A 13673-nucleotide genomic window follows, 5' to 3' on the forward strand; every position below is an offset into this window, starting at 1 on the left:
CCCCGATGTGACGTGGAGCACGGCGCAGACTCTAGTGTGCGCGGGGTGAACGATGTGGCGATTCTGGAAAGTTGATGCCCGCGGTGAGGGCGTGGAACGCCGGCGGGCCCGCAGCCGCACGAGCGGTCCGGATCGGGGCCGCCTCGGCCGTCCCCTCCTCGCCGACCGCAGTGCGATGGTTTGTCTGTTCTTACAATGCGGCGGACGGTGCACGCACAGGGATCGGAACGCACATGGGACGGCAGGGGCCGCGCGGCGGGCTGGAGCGGGAGCTGGAACGGCTCGACGGGGCGCCGTACGGGCGGTACAAGGGGCTGGTCGGCACCTGGGAGCTGGGCCCGGGACGTACGGTGCGCGTCGTGCGGGCGCAGGCCGATCCGTTCGCGCCGCCCGGCCGGGTGGCGCTGCGGCTGGACGGCGAAGCGGCCGGATTCGACCCGGAGTTGTGGGCGACCCCGGTACGGCGGCGGGCGCTGGCCGGGTATCTGGTGCGGTCCGCCGCCCGGGAGATGCGCGCGGAGCGGGCGTACCAGCTGGACGCCGGCGGGCAGGAGGTGCTGGACCGCGGCTCCTGCACGGTGGGGGCGGACGGCTCGGTGACGCTGCGGTTCGGGGTGTCGCTGCCGGGGCCGCGGCGCCGGATCGACGGGCGGGAGGCGTGGCGCCTGCTGGGCCCCGGGGCGGCCCGGGTCGCCGACCGGGCGCTGGTCGCGCGGGCCCACGAGGCGGCGCGGGTACGGGAGTTCGTGGAGACGGTGGAGGACTCGGCGGCGCTGCGGGCGGAGTTGCCGGGGCGGGGCCTGGTCGGTTTCGTGGCGGACGGCGCGCTGCTGCCGCGCCGCAGCGGGGCCGATGACCGTCCGGCGCGCGGCGCGGGCGTGGTGCCGTTCCGTTCGCCGCGGGAGTTGCGGGTCACCGTGCGGCTGCCGAACGCCGGAGAGGTCAGCGGCATGGGCGTGCCGGAGGGGGTGACGCTGATCGTCGGCGGCGGTTTCCACGGCAAGTCGACGCTGCTGCGGGCGCTGGAGTCGGGCGTGTGGGACCACGTGCCGGGCGACGGGCGGGAGCGGGTGGCCGCCCGCGCGGACACCGTGAAGCTGCGCGCCGAGGACGGGCGGCGGGTGGAGCGGGTGGACCTGCACGCGTTCGTCGACCATCTGCCCGGCGGCGCGGACACCACCGACTTCTCCACGGACAACGCCTCGGGGTCCACCTCGCAGGCGGCGTCGCTGTGCGAGGCGGTGGAGGCCGGGGCCCGGGTGCTGCTGATCGACGAGGACACCGCCGCGACCAATCTGATGATCCGGGACGCCCGGATGCAGGCCCTGGTGGCGAAGGAACGGGAGCCGCTGACCCCGCTGGTGGACTCGGTGCGCTCGCTGCACCGCGACCACGGGGTGTCCACGGTGCTGGTGATGGGCGGCAGCGGCGACTATCTCGATGTCGCGGACCGGGTGATCATGATGGACGCCTACCGGCCGGCGGACGTCACGGCGCGGGCCCGGGAGGTCGCGGCGGTGCCCACCGGGCGGCGGGCCGAGGCGGAGTCCTTCCCCGGTGTGGTGCACCGCCGTCCCGACCCGGCGTCGCTGGACGCCACCGCGCGCGGGCGTACCCGCGTCCGCTCGCGCGGTACGGACCAGCTGGTGTTCGGCGAGCACGAGGTGGACCTGCGGTCCGTCGAGCAGGTGGTGGACGGTCCGCAGGTGACGGGGATCGGGCTGGCGATGGAACTGCTGGTGCGCCGGGGCCATCTGGACGGACGGCGGACGCTGGCGGAGGCGCTGGATCTGCTGGACGCGGAGCTGGCGGGCCCGGAGGGCGTCGAGGCGCTGCTGTCGGTGCACGACGAGGATCTCGCCGTACCGCGCCGGTTCGAGGTGGCCGCCGCCGTCAACCGGCTGCGGGCGCTGCGGGTGTTCCGCTGACGCGCCCGGTGCCGGTCAGCCCAGGCCGAAGTGCCGGCTCACCTCCTCGGCGGTGAAGCGGGCCCGCAGCTTGCAGGCGGAGTTCTGGTTGGCGAAGAACCCGGTGCGCCACAGCGCCAGTTCGCGGGGCACCGTCCGCTCCCAGGTGACCGGCACCACCCATTCGCGCCGGTCCTCGCCGTCCGCGCCGTCCTCGGCGGGGGCGGCCGGGGCGGGCCGGGTGTATGTACCGCTCAACGACAGTGCGGCAAGCGGCTGTTCCCGGCCGCCGATGTCCAGGACGGCCTCCTCGAAGGGCTGGGCCCGGCCGGTGACGGTGCCCACACCCACGTACCCGGACTTGGGGATGTGGGTGAACACCCGCGCGCCGATCGGCAGGGCGCGCAGGGTGCGGGAGAACCAGGCGCCGCCGCCCGCCGAGACGAAGCCGTGCCGCCGCGCGTCGTCCCAGTCACGGCCGCCGCTCTCGTCGCCGAAGGAGACGTACCAGTCGGTGCCGTTCCACGGTTCGCGGGTGCCGGTCCTGCGGCCTCCGGTGGGGTCGGTCGCTGTCTCCGGTTCGTCGATGAGCCAGGTGCGGGCCAGGTAGGAGCGGCCGTCGTCCTCGAAGGCGCGGAAGAACATGACGTTCACGGGCACGCCGAAGCCGGTGGCGAGGTAGGTGATGATCCGTTCGGTGGCCGGGTCGAGTTCGCCGGCCACGACGGTGAGGGTGTGCGTGCTGTTGAGGGTGTCCGGCGGGGAGCCGCCGAAGCGGGCGGCGAAGGCCTCGTCCAGTTCGGTGGGCAGGCCGTGTTCGCGCGCGTGGTGGGCGTAGAGGGCGCGGATCTCGTCGTTGCCGAGGTCCCGTACCCAGGAGCCGTAGTCGAGAACCTGGGCCACCACGTCGCGCGGGGTGCGGTCGCGTTTGAGTTCCAGGACGTGCAGGGAGCCCTCTTCGTCCATGCCGAGCAGGTCGATGAACCCGTTGTGGCCGGTGTGCACCTGGCGTCCGATGAGCAGCATGGGGCGGCCGAGGACGTCCGGGTCGGCGACGATGAGGTCCTCCAGCGCGGCCTCGCGCGCCAGGGCCTGCTCGGGGACGCGCTGGGGGACGCGTTCCGGCTTTCCGTCGATCCGCCACAGTCCGAACTCCAGTGGCATGTCGTGTCCCCCTGTGGGTGAGGTGCGGTGTCCCGGATCGGACCGGAGGTCAGGGTATCCCCGTCCCGAGAGTCGCGCCCCCTGCCTCAACTCCCGTGTTGTGCGGTCAGGTTGGGGCATCGAGGAGGCAGGGCGGGCTACCCCTCCGTGCCCGTCCGCTGCCGGGGCACCGGGCGGGCACAGGCGAGCAGCGTCCGGGCGGCGTCGCCCGGGGGCCGGTCGGGGCGGTGGACGGCCCGCAGCCGGCGGGTGAGGTCCAGGCCGCGCACCGGCAGCGGCACCACGGCCCCGGCCGCCGCGTCCCGGGCGGTGGCCAGCGAGCTGAGCACCGCCGGGCCGACGCCCTCGCCGACCGCCGTCTTGATGGCGGTGGTGCTGGAGAGTTCGAGCAGTGGCGGGACCGGCCCGGCGCCGGTGTGACGGTGCAGCGCCCGGTCCAGATGCTGCCGGGTTCCCGAGCCGGACTCCCGGGCGATCAGCGGAGTGGCGGCGAGCTCCTCGGCCGGGACGCCGTCCGCGCCGTACCGGGCCCAGGGGTGGCCGGGCGGGACGATCACGGTCAGCGTGTCGCGGGCCACGGTGCGGCTGACCAGCCCGGCCGGGTCCTCGGGCCCCTCGACGAAGCCGAGGCGGGCGGTGCCGGAGCGGACCGCCCGCGCCACGTCGTCGGAGTTCCCGGTGGTGAGGGAGACGGCGGTGTCCCGGGCCACCGCGCGGAAGCGCGCGAGCCAGTGCGGCAGCAGGTACTCGGCGACGGTGAGGCTGGCGGCGACCGGCAGCCGGGCCCGTTCGGCGCGGGCCAGTGAGCCGATGCCCGCCTCCAGGACGGCCGCCGCGTCGGTGGCGGTACGGGCCCAGTCCGCGACGAGGGCGCCCTCGGGGGTGAGCCGGGAGCCGCGCGGTGAGCGTTCCAGCAGGCCGAGCCCCAGGCGCCGCTCCAGTTGCCGGATGCGGGAGCTGGCGGCGGGCTGGCTGATGCCGTGCTCGCGGGCGGCCGCCCCCAGACTGCCCAGCCGGGCGACGGAGAGCAGCAGCTCGAAGGGGGCGAGGTCGCTGACGCGACGAGGCAGGGGCATAAGAGCAGTTTATGGGCTCATACCGGAATGATCCCTACCGTCGTCCGCCCCCGGACGACAGGCTGGAGACCATGGCCGTCGACTCCCCCACCCGTCCGCTCGCCCCGACCGCGCCCGCGGACCGGCCCCCGCGCCGCCTGCTCCCCGAACTCGACCGGCCCGCCGACGCCCTCCGGAACCTGGGCCCGAACTGGTTCGCCGCCGTGATGGGCACCGGCATCGTCGGCAACGCGGCCGTCGCCCTGCCCGTGGGCGGCCAGGCGCTGCGCCCGGCGGCCACGGTGGTGTGGGGTCTGGCCTGTCTGCTGCTCGTGGCGCTGCTCGGCGCCTGGACCGTGCACGCGGTCCGGCACCCGGAACGGGCCAGGGCCCTGGCCGGGCACCCGGTCATGGGCCACTTCTGGGGCGCCCCGGCGATGGCGCTGCTGACCGTGGGGGCGGGCACGGTGGCGCTGGGCGCCGATGTCCTGGGCACCGCGCTCGCGGTACGGGCCGGCGCCGTGCTGTGGGCGGCGGGCACCGCACTGGGGCTGCTGACCTGCGTGGCCGTCCCCTACCGCACGATGACCGGGGGCCCGGCCCCGGCGGACGCGGCCTTCGGCGGCTGGCTGATGCCGGTGGTGCCGCCCATGGTGTCGGCCGCCACCGGCGCCGCCCTCGTCCCGCACCTGCCGGCCGGCCAGCCCCGGCTGACGCTGCTGCTGGTGTGCGGGGCGCTGTTCGGCGTCAGCCTGTTCTCCTCGCTGATCCTGCTGCCGCAGCTGTGGTCGCGGCTGGTGCACCACGGCACCGGACCGGCCGCCCTGGTGCCCACGCTGTGGATGGTGCTGGGGCCGCTGGGCCAGTCGGTGACGGCCGTCCATCTGCTCGCGGACGCCGCGCCCGGGGTGCTGCCGCAGCCGTACGCCGACGCGGCGCGGGCCGCGGTGCCGCTGTACGGGGTGCCGGTGTGGGGGTTCGCGCTGATGTGGCTGGCGCTGGCCGCCGCGCTCACCGTGCGCCAGGCCCGGCTGGGGCTGCCGTTCTCCCTGGCCTGGTGGGGCTTCACCTTCCCGGTGGGGACCTGTGTGACGGCCTCCGCCGGGCTGGCGCAGCGGCTCGGCTCCGACCTGTTCACCGGTACGGCGCTCGTGCTGTACGCCTTCCTGGTCCTCGCCTGGCTGACGGTGAGCGCCCGCACCGCCCGGGCCGCCCTGCGCGGCGGCATCTTCCTCCCCCCGCCGGGCCCGCCGCCCGCGCCGGAGGGGACGCCCCGGACCTGAGCGGAACGGTCGGGCGCGGGGCGCGAGGCGCTCTGGCGGGACGGGGTGAGCCGTGGCATGTTCACGGGGTTACCCGCGTTCACCTGCGTGAAAGGGCTCCATCACCCATGCACAGACGCCAGTTGCTGCGTACCGCGGCCACCTCGCTGACTCTGGCCACCGCCCTGCTGGCCACCGGGGGTGCCATCGCCCATGACGTGACGCCGACGGCAACGGCGGACTGGGAGATATCCCTGTCCGGCGACAGCCTGATCGAATCCGTCACCTCGGTCTCAGCCGTCGATGAGAACCTCGCCTGGGCCGTCGGCAGAAAGGATCAGCGCGGTGTCCTGATGCGCTGGGACGGGGCGGTGTGGAGTGAGGAGACGGCACCGGAACTGCCGCAGGTATGGACGTGGTCCTCGGTCAGTGCCGTGTCGGCGGATGACGTCTGGGTGCACGGCCTGGCGGAGCGGGATGCCGTTCTCGCGCACTACGACGGCGAGAGCTGGACGACCGTACCCATCCCGCACCCGGTCGGCGATTCCTGGCTCGAAGTCCCCATCAAAGCCGTACCCGGACGGCTCTTCGTGGGCGGCGACTCCCTCCAGACCTACGCGGACGGCGTCTGGGAGAACTTCACGCTTCCCCACCTCGTCAACATCCGGGACATCGACGCCTTCTCGGCCGACGACGCATACGCGACCGGCATGCAGTACCCGGTGGACGACGGACACCCGGTGGCCTATCACTGGGACGGCATCACCTGGACCCGGATGACGCAGCCCCCGGTGCGTACCGGAACGGACACCGCCAAGATCGCCACGGGGGAGCCCGACAACGTCTACGTGGCCGGATGGGCCACCGCACCGCGTGGCGCCCCGCCCGTACCGGGCGTTGCTCACTGGGACGGAACACAATGGCGGGACATCACCGGATCGCTCTCCGATCTCTACGTGCAGGCGATCACCACGGACGGCCGGGGAGGTCTGTGGGTCGCCGGCATGGACCAAACCGAGCCCGCCTTCTCCGGACCGGTGTTCTGGCACTACGACGGCGCGATCTGGAGCAAGGAATTCGGCGCCTGGGCCACGGACGCGGACGCCCGATGGCCGCACTATTTCTTCAACGACCTGGCACCGGTCGGCGACACCGGTGCCCTGTGGGCCGTCGGTAACTACTCCGCCCACCTGCCCGATGGCGACCGTGTCGGCGGCGGACTCATCCAGCGGTCACGGAACGCCCTCCGTGGCACCGTGAACCGGCGGCCGGCGGCATGAGGACCGAGGGCCCCGCCGTGAACGGTGGGGCCCTCGCAGGAAACCGCTGCGGGACCGACGTCTCAGGCCACGCCCGCCAGGGTGAGCACCAGGTCCTTCACCTCCGTCGCCGCCAGCTCCGTCCGGGCGGCGTCGGGGGTGGAGCACAGCAGGAGCGGGCCGTCGTCCGGGGTGGTGGGGAGGCGGCCGTGGGTGCCGGTGACCCAGGTGCCGGTCATCGGGACGACGTTCATCGCGTACCGCAGGCCCAGCTTCTTGCGGGCCAGGCCGGCCGCCGCCTGGAGGCGGGCGCGCGGGTTGTCCGGGTCGAAGAAGAGTTCCGCCGGGTCGTAGCCGGGTTTGCGGTGGATCTCCACGCCCCGGGCGAAGTCGGGGGCGCGGGCGTCGTCCAGCCAGTAGTAGTACGTGAACCACGCTTCCGGCTCGGCCACCAGGACCAGTTCGCCCGAGCGTTCGTGGTCCAGGCCGTACGCGCCCTGCTCCTCCTTGGTCAGGACCTCGGCCACGCCCGGCAGTTCGGCGCACAGGTGCGCCACCTTCTCCAGGTCGGCCGCGTCCGGCACGTAGACGTGGGCCACCTGGTGGTCGGCGACCGCGAAGGCGCGGGAGGTCCAGGGGTCCAGGTACTCCATGCCCTCCTGGGTGTAGACCTCCAGCAGACCGGCGCGGCGCAGCGCGCGGTTGATGTCCACCGGCTGGGACGCCTTGGTGATGCCGTACTCGCTCACCACCACGACGGTGGTGCGGCTCTCGCGCGCGTCCCGCAGCAGGGGGGCCAGGATCCGGTCGACGTCCTGGACGGCGCGGATGGCCTGCGGGCTGTCGGGGCCGTAGCGCTGGAGGTCGTAGTCCAGGTGCGGGACGTAGGACAGGGTCAGGTCGGCGCGCGGCATCAGGCGGCGGGTGGCGGCGACGATCCATTCGCTGGAGCGGATCGAGGCGGTCGGCCCCCAGTAGTGGAACAGCGGGAACGGGCCCAGTTCCTCGGTCAGTTCGTCGTGCAGCTCGGGCGGCCTGGTGTAGCAGTCGGGCGACTTGCGGCCGTCCGCGTGGTAGACGGGGCGCGGGGTCACCGTCCAGTCGGTGTCGGCGCCCATCGCGTACCACCAGCAGACGTTGGCCACCCGGTAGCCGGGGTCGGTCCTGCGGGCGGCGTCCCAGATCTTCTCGCCGCCGACCAGGCGGTTGTGCTGGCGCCACAGGTGGATCTCGCCCTGGTCGCGGAAGTACCAGCCGTTGCCGACGATGCCGTGTCCGGACGGCGGCAGGCCGGTGAGCATCGAGGACTGTACGGAGCAGGTCACGGCCGGCAGCACCGGCGTGAGTTCCGCCTGCCAGCCGGCGTCCGCCACGGCGCGCAGGTTCGGGGCGTGGGCCAGCAGGCGGGGGGTGAGGCCCACGACGTTCAACAGGAGGATGCGGTTGCGGCTCATCGGTGAACGACTCCCACTTCGTGCAGGGCTTGTGCGGTCCAGTTGAGTTCGGCGGCCAGGCCGTCGGCCAGCTCCGCCTCCGTCGTCGGGCGGTGGTGTTCGGGCAGGACGGACCAGGTGTACGTCTCGACCTCCAGGTGGTCGGTCAGCGCCCTGGGGCCGCCCAGCAGTGTCGTGAGGGTCGAGCGCAGATGGCCGGTGGTCGAGGTGAGCGGGGGTTCGGGGTGGCGGTGCAGGGGGGCGTGGAAGTGGACGCGCCACGGGGAGCCGGCGGGCAGGGTGTCGAGCGCCTCGGGGAGGTCGTCGGTCGATCCGCCCGAGGCGTCGCGGACCTGGTGGAGGAAGCGTTCCTCCGTGTAGCGGGACAGTGCCGCGGCGGTGGCCGGGTCGGCGGGGTCGGCCGCCTCAAGAGCCGCCGACACCTGGGCCTTGACGATCGGCAGGCCGGCCCCGGCGAGGTTTCCGATGGCCCGGTCGGGGTTCTCGAAGGCCACGGCCAGATGGCACAGGTCCAGGCAGACGCCCAGGCGGTGGGTGTCGACGCCGGACAGCTGCCGCGCGGCCTGTTCCGTCGTCTCCACGACGCAGCCGGGTTCGGGTTCGAACGCCACCCGGATCGTCCGGCCGGTCTCCGCCTCGATCTTCGCCAGGCCGTCCGCGAGCCGGTCCAGCTGGAGCCGGGCGCGGGCCGCGCTCGCGGGGTCCCACGGGGTGCGCCAGGCCAGCGGAACGGTGGAGATGCTGCCGCGCGCGGCGTCGTCCGGGAGGAGGGCGGCCAGTACCCGGGCGCAGTCCAGCGTGTACGCGAGCCGGTCCTCCCGCGTCCAGTCGGGGTGGTAGACCGCCTGCTTGACCACGGGGGCGTGGAAGCCGCGGTAGGGAAAGGCGTTGAGCGTCACCGTTTCCAGGCCGTGCCGCGCCAGTTCGCCGCGCAGGGCGGTCAGGTCGGCCGGATTCCGGGCCAGGTTCCGGGCCAGCGGGGCGGGGAGCCACAGGCCCAGGGAAAGACTCGGGACGCCCAGCCGGGCGCGCACCGCGGCCCCGTACACCTCCAGTTGGCGGTGGACGCCGGCCAGGTCCTCGGCGGGGTGGACGTTGGTGCAGTACGCGAGGTGGACGGTCGTGCCGTCGGGGTGCCGGAACCTCATGCCGTCCCCCCGACGCCGCCCGCCGCCCCGCCCGCCTCCGGTGCCGGGTCCGGGTCCTTGCGTTCTCCGCGCAGGATCGAGTTGCCCTCCCAGGTGGCGGCCCCGGCGACGTCCTCGTCCAGCAGCAGCCGGCCGCTCTGGGCGTAGAACTCCACCGGGTTGCGCCACAGCACCTTGTCGACGTCGTCCTCGCTGAACCCGGCCGCCCGCATCGCGGCGCCGGTCTTCGCGGTCTTCAGCGGGTCGCTGCGGCCCCAGTCGGCGGCCGAGTTCACGATCATCCGCTCGGTGCCGTACTCCTTCAGCACGGCCGTCATCCGGCCCTCGTCCATCTTGGTGTCGGGGTAGATGGAGAAGCCCATCCAGCAGCCGCTGTCCGCGACCAGGCCCACCGTCACCTCGTTCAGGTGGTCGATCAGCACCATCCCGGGCGGCAGTCCGGAGGCCGCCACCAGCTCCAGGGTGCGGCGGGTGCCCTCCGCCTTGTCGCGGTGCGGGGTGTGCACGAGGACCGGCAGGCCGTGTTCGCGGGCGAGGTCGAGGTGGTGGACGAGGACCTTCTCCTCCGCCTCCGTCATCGCGTCGAAGCCGGTCTCGCCGACCGCGACCACGCCGTCCTTCACCAGGTAGCGCGGCAGCAGGTCCAGGACGCCGGCGAGCCGGGGGTCGTTGGCCTCCTTCGGGTTCAGCGCGATGGTGCAGTGGTGCCGGATGCCGAACTGGGCGGCGCGGAAGCGTTCCCAGCCCACCAGCGTGTCGAAGTAGTCGCGGAAGGAACCCACCGTCGTACGGGGCTGGCCCAGCCAGAACGCCGGTTCGGTGACGGCGCGCACCCCCGCCGCGTACATCGCCTGGTAGTCGTCGGTCGTGCGGGACGTCATGTGGATGTGGGGGTCGAAGATGCGCATCAGTCGGCGTTCCGTTCCGTCAGTCGTATGGCGTCGTCCGGGATCGCCCGGCCCGCCGCCGCCCGTTCGGCCACGAAGGCGCGTGTCATCCGGGTCAGTTCCGCGTCGGCGCGGCGCTCCCAGCTGGCGACCGCGTCCAGCGGCACCTCCATGAACAGGCACTTCAGTACGCCGTGCCGCCAGGGGGAGTCCGGCAGCCGGCGGGCCGCGTAGCCGCCCATGGCCGCCGCCACCAGGCGCGGGTCGTTGGTGCGCAGCGCGTCCTCGACGAGCGGCAGCAGGCCCGGGCGGTCCAGGAGTTCGGGCTCGCCCAGAGCCCGCAGGATCGCGTGCTTCTCGTCGGTGTCGCCGAAGTCGTACAGCTCGCTCAGTTCGGTGTCGGTGAGCGTGCCGACCCGTGCCGCGTCCTTCAGCAGCGCGATCCGGGTCTCCTCCGCCCGCGCGCGGCCGACCTTCCTGGCCACGGCGGGGAAGACGAGGGCGAGCGGGGCGTCGGTCCCGGGCGTCACAGCGTCGCCTCCGCCGCGCGCAGGGCCGCCAGGGCGCGGGCCGCCACGGTGGGGGCGGCGTGGGCGTGGCGCGGGAGTTCGACCGCGACCAGGCCCCGGTACCCGACCTCGCGCAGCGCCGCCAGCGTCGCCGGCAGGTCGATGTCGCCCTCGCCGAACTCCAGGTGGTCGTGGACGCCCGGGCGCATGTCGTCCGCCTGGACGTTGGCCAGCAGCGGGCCGACGGAGCGTACGCAGGTGGCGGTGTCGGCCGGTTCGTTGCACACGGTGTGGCCGATGTCGATGGTGTGGCGCAGGCGCGGCGGGTCGCCGAGGCGGCGGCGCAGTTCGGTGACGCCGGCCAGGGTGTCGAGGAACATGCCGGGTTCGGGCTCCACCGCGCAGAGCACGCCGTGTTCCTCGGCCGTGGTCAGGACCTGGGCCGTGCCCTTGGTGATCCGTTCCCAGCCCTCCTGCGGCGCGGTGTCCCCGGGCAGGATGCCGGACCAGAAGGAGACGGCCTGCGCGCCGAGGTCGGCGGCCACCCGTACGGCCAGGTCGAGGTACTCCACGCGCCGGTCGCGGCCCTGGGTGGAGACGAGGGTGGGCTCGTGCTTGTGCCGGGGGTCCATGAGGTAGCGGGCGCCGGTCTCGATGACCACGGACAGGCCGAGCCGGTCCAGGCGGCGGGCCACCTCCTGGGTTCGGGCGGCCAGTTGGGGCGCGAACGGGTCCAGGTGGTGGTGGTCCAGGGTCAGTGCCACCCCGTCGTAGCCGAGGTCCGCGATCACCTCCAGGGCGTCTTCGAGGCGGTGGTTGGCGAAGCCGTTGGTGCCGTAGCCGTAGCGCAGCGGTGCGGGGGTCGTCATGTGGGGGACACCTTTCGGGAGGCGATGCGGGCCAGCCCGCCCAGCGCGGTGAGCGCGCCCGCCACCACGGGGGCGCCCGCCGCCGCCAGCAGTGCGGATTGCAGGCCGGTGACGCCGCGGACGCCGGTGCCGGTCGCGGCGCGTACGGTGCCGGCGTCGCCGGGGGTGCGCAGCGCGGCGAGCTGGGCGCGGCCGACGGTCGCCGCGTAGCCGGCCAGCGATGCGGCGACCGCCCAGCGGTCCCGGGGGCGGCGGCGCGGTCCGGCCAGGGCGGTGGCGGTGGCGGTGGCCGCCGCCGCGGTGCCTGTCGCGGCCAGGGCGGCGGTCGCGGTGGCCGGGGTGGCGCCGTGCACCTCGCCGCGGCTGAGCGTGGTGACGCCCGCCGTGTGGGCGGCGATCGCCAGCGCGGGCAGCGCGGCGCGGCGCGGGTCGCCGCCGGCTCCCAGCAGCACGTCGAGGCCGCGGGCCAGCGCCATGACGGCGGGTCCTGCGGCGGTGCGCTGTGCCCACAGGTCGTAGGTCCAGATGGTGGCGGTCAGCGGGATCGCGACCCGCAGGGCCCGCTTGCCGCCGGCGACCGCCGACAGGGTGAGGCCGGCGCCGGTGAGGGCGGCGGCCAGGCCGAGGGCCTCGAAGGCGTCCACCCGGCCGGAGGGGATGGGCCGTTCGGGGCGTTCGGAGGCGTCCAGGTCGGCGTCGGCGAAGTCGTTGAGCGCCATGCCCGCCAGGTAGAGGCAGACGGACGCGGCGGGTGCGGCCCAGGTGCGGCCGCCGTACGGCCAGCCGGCAGCCGCCGCGCCGGCCAGGCTGTCGCCGGGGACGGTCAGGGCGGCGGGCAGCCGGACGAGTTCGGCGGCGTCGCGCGGCTTCACGCGCGGGCCCCCAGCTCCGTGCACCAGTCGGTCAGCGCCTGCCACTGCCGGCCGAGGTCGTGTTCGGCCGTGCCGGCCGGGTCCTTGAAGAAGAAGCCGAGCGCGGGCAGCGGGCCGGCCTCGCCCGCCTCGCGGGCCCGGGCGGCGAGCCGCACCAGGTCGAGGACGAGGGGTGCGGCCAGTGCCGAGTCGCAGCCGTTCCAGGTGAACTGGAGGGACATGCGGGTGCCGAGGAAGCCCTCGAAGGAGACGTGGTCCCAGGCGGTCTTCCAGTCGCCGAGGTCGGCGACGTAGTCGATGTGCATCGGGCCGTCGACCGGGTGGCCCAGGATCGCCTCCAGGCCCTGGCCCTTGGTGCGCAGCTTGCTCTGTGCCGCCTCGGGGTCGGCGAGGGTGCGGCCGTCGCCGCCGCCGAGCAGGTTGACGGAGGCCCAGGACCGTACGGCCAGCGCCCGGTGGGCGAACATCGGGGCCAGCGCGGACTTCAGCAGGGTCTCGCCGGTCTTGCCGTCGGAGCCGGCCCAGGGCAGGCCCTCGCGCAGCGCGAGTTCGCCGAGCGCGGGCAGCTTGGGGCCGGGGCTGGGGGTGAAAGCGACCACGGGGCAGCCGGCCCGGAAGGCGGCGTACGCGTACAGGGAGCTGGTGGGCAGCGGGGACTCGCCCCGGTCCAGGGCGGCCTCCAGCAGGTCCAGGCGGTGCAGTTCGGGGGTGTCGGGGGCGGGCGGCTCGGTGCTGGAGACGTCCACGACGACGACCTCGTCCAGGCCGTGCCGGTCGCGGAACGCCCGCAGGTCCTCCTGGATCCGGTCGGCCGCCGCCCGCTGGGTCTCGCCGCCGGGGCCCGCGCCGGGGCGTATCCGGTCGTCGGCCTCGGCGAGTTCGGCGCACAGTGCGCGGGCCAGGGCGGTGGGGAAGACGCCGCCGGCCGCGAGTTCCTCGGCGCGCTTGGGCAGGGAGCCCTCGCCCACCTCGTGGCCGCCGGTGATGATGCCGGTGAGGGCGGGCAGCCCGGCCGCCGCCACCTCGGGCAGTTCGCTCACGCAGCCGTCCGGCGTTCCGAGCCCGGCGCGCAGCGCGAGGGTGCCGACCGTGGCGGTGGTCGCCACCGATCCCCTGGCGCCGATGAACCACGCCCCGATGCGTGGGGTGAGCGGTGACGGTGACATGTGCAGACCTCCTGGTCAGTGGTTCCGCCCGGGTGGCCCCGGCCCGTCGTCCCATGGGCCGGGGCCACCCGGTCAATCTCCGGTCAATACCGGTCAGTCCTGTTCAGTGGCGATCATTCCC

Annotated in this window: 12 protein-coding genes; 3 read left to right on the top strand and 9 right to left on the bottom strand. The window is 74.4% G+C overall.

The features are described 5' to 3' along the window. The first annotated feature begins 233 nt into the window (after positions 1-233). Positions 234-1928: an ABC-ATPase domain-containing protein gene (locus ACTFAP_RS13250; RefSeq protein ID WP_500469169.1), complete on the top strand. Its 1695-nt coding sequence runs from the start codon at positions 234-236 to the stop codon at positions 1926-1928. Between the two features lie 15 nt (positions 1929-1943). On the opposite strand, the gene ACTFAP_RS13255 is transcribed toward ACTFAP_RS13250, so the two are convergent. Next, complete coding sequence (locus ACTFAP_RS13255) at positions 1944-3071, bottom strand: endonuclease NucS domain-containing protein (protein WP_500469170.1); 1128 nt, start codon at positions 3069-3071, stop codon at positions 1944-1946. 137 nt (positions 3072-3208) lie between these two features. Continuing rightward, positions 3209-4147, bottom strand: coding sequence for a LysR substrate-binding domain-containing protein (locus tag ACTFAP_RS13260; protein ID WP_500469171.1), 939 nt, complete (start codon positions 4145-4147; stop codon positions 3209-3211). Between the two features lie 71 nt (positions 4148-4218). Between ACTFAP_RS13260 and ACTFAP_RS13265 the strand changes: the two genes are divergently transcribed. Together ACTFAP_RS13265 and ACTFAP_RS13270 are read left to right on the top strand one after the other, a co-directional pair. Then, positions 4219-5409 (top strand): TDT family transporter, encoded by a 1191-nt coding sequence (locus ACTFAP_RS13265; RefSeq protein ID WP_500469172.1) that lies wholly within the window; start codon positions 4219-4221, stop codon positions 5407-5409. Positions 5410-5516: 107 nt separating this feature from the next. Beyond that, positions 5517-6668: a hypothetical protein gene (locus ACTFAP_RS13270; protein WP_500469173.1), complete on the top strand. Its 1152-nt coding sequence runs from the start codon at positions 5517-5519 to the stop codon at positions 6666-6668. Between the two features lie 62 nt (positions 6669-6730). Here the strand turns inward: ACTFAP_RS13270 and ACTFAP_RS13275 are convergent, their stop codons facing one another. Genes ACTFAP_RS13275 through ACTFAP_RS13305 form a run of 7 tightly spaced genes read right to left on the bottom strand, consistent with a single transcriptional unit; the run spans position 6731 to position 13552 of the window. Then, entirely contained in the window at positions 6731-8101 is a 1371-nt protein-coding gene (locus ACTFAP_RS13275; RefSeq protein WP_500469174.1) for an alkaline phosphatase family protein, read from the bottom strand. Next, positions 8098-9249 carry a metabolite traffic protein EboE gene (eboE, locus tag ACTFAP_RS13280; RefSeq protein ID WP_500469175.1) on the bottom strand — a complete coding sequence of 384 codons (1152 nt, stop codon included), beginning with the start codon at positions 9247-9249 and terminating at the stop codon, positions 8098-8100. Before eboE ends, ACTFAP_RS13275 begins: the two co-directional genes overlap by 4 nt. Next, positions 9246-10157, bottom strand: coding sequence for a TatD family hydrolase (locus ACTFAP_RS13285; protein WP_500469176.1), 912 nt, complete (start codon positions 10155-10157; stop codon positions 9246-9248). The genes eboE and ACTFAP_RS13285 overlap by 4 nt, the downstream gene beginning before the upstream one ends. Continuing rightward, positions 10157-10666: an EboA domain-containing protein gene (locus ACTFAP_RS13290; RefSeq protein WP_500469177.1), complete on the bottom strand. Its 510-nt coding sequence runs from the start codon at positions 10664-10666 to the stop codon at positions 10157-10159. Before ACTFAP_RS13290 ends, ACTFAP_RS13285 begins: the two co-directional genes overlap by 1 nt. Then, positions 10663-11514 carry a sugar phosphate isomerase/epimerase family protein gene (locus ACTFAP_RS13295; protein WP_500469178.1) on the bottom strand — a complete coding sequence of 284 codons (852 nt, stop codon included), beginning with the start codon at positions 11512-11514 and terminating at the stop codon, positions 10663-10665. The genes ACTFAP_RS13290 and ACTFAP_RS13295 overlap by 4 nt, the downstream gene beginning before the upstream one ends. After that, entirely contained in the window at positions 11511-12386 is an 876-nt protein-coding gene (locus tag ACTFAP_RS13300) for an SCO3242 family prenyltransferase (protein ID WP_500469179.1), read from the bottom strand. Before ACTFAP_RS13300 ends, ACTFAP_RS13295 begins: the two co-directional genes overlap by 4 nt. Beyond that, entirely contained in the window at positions 12383-13552 is a 1170-nt protein-coding gene (locus tag ACTFAP_RS13305) for an inositol-3-phosphate synthase (RefSeq protein WP_500469180.1), read from the bottom strand. Before ACTFAP_RS13305 ends, ACTFAP_RS13300 begins: the two co-directional genes overlap by 4 nt. Between the last annotated feature and the right edge of the window lie 121 nt (positions 13553-13673).

Source organism: Streptomyces sp. PH9007 (assembly GCF_059813725.1).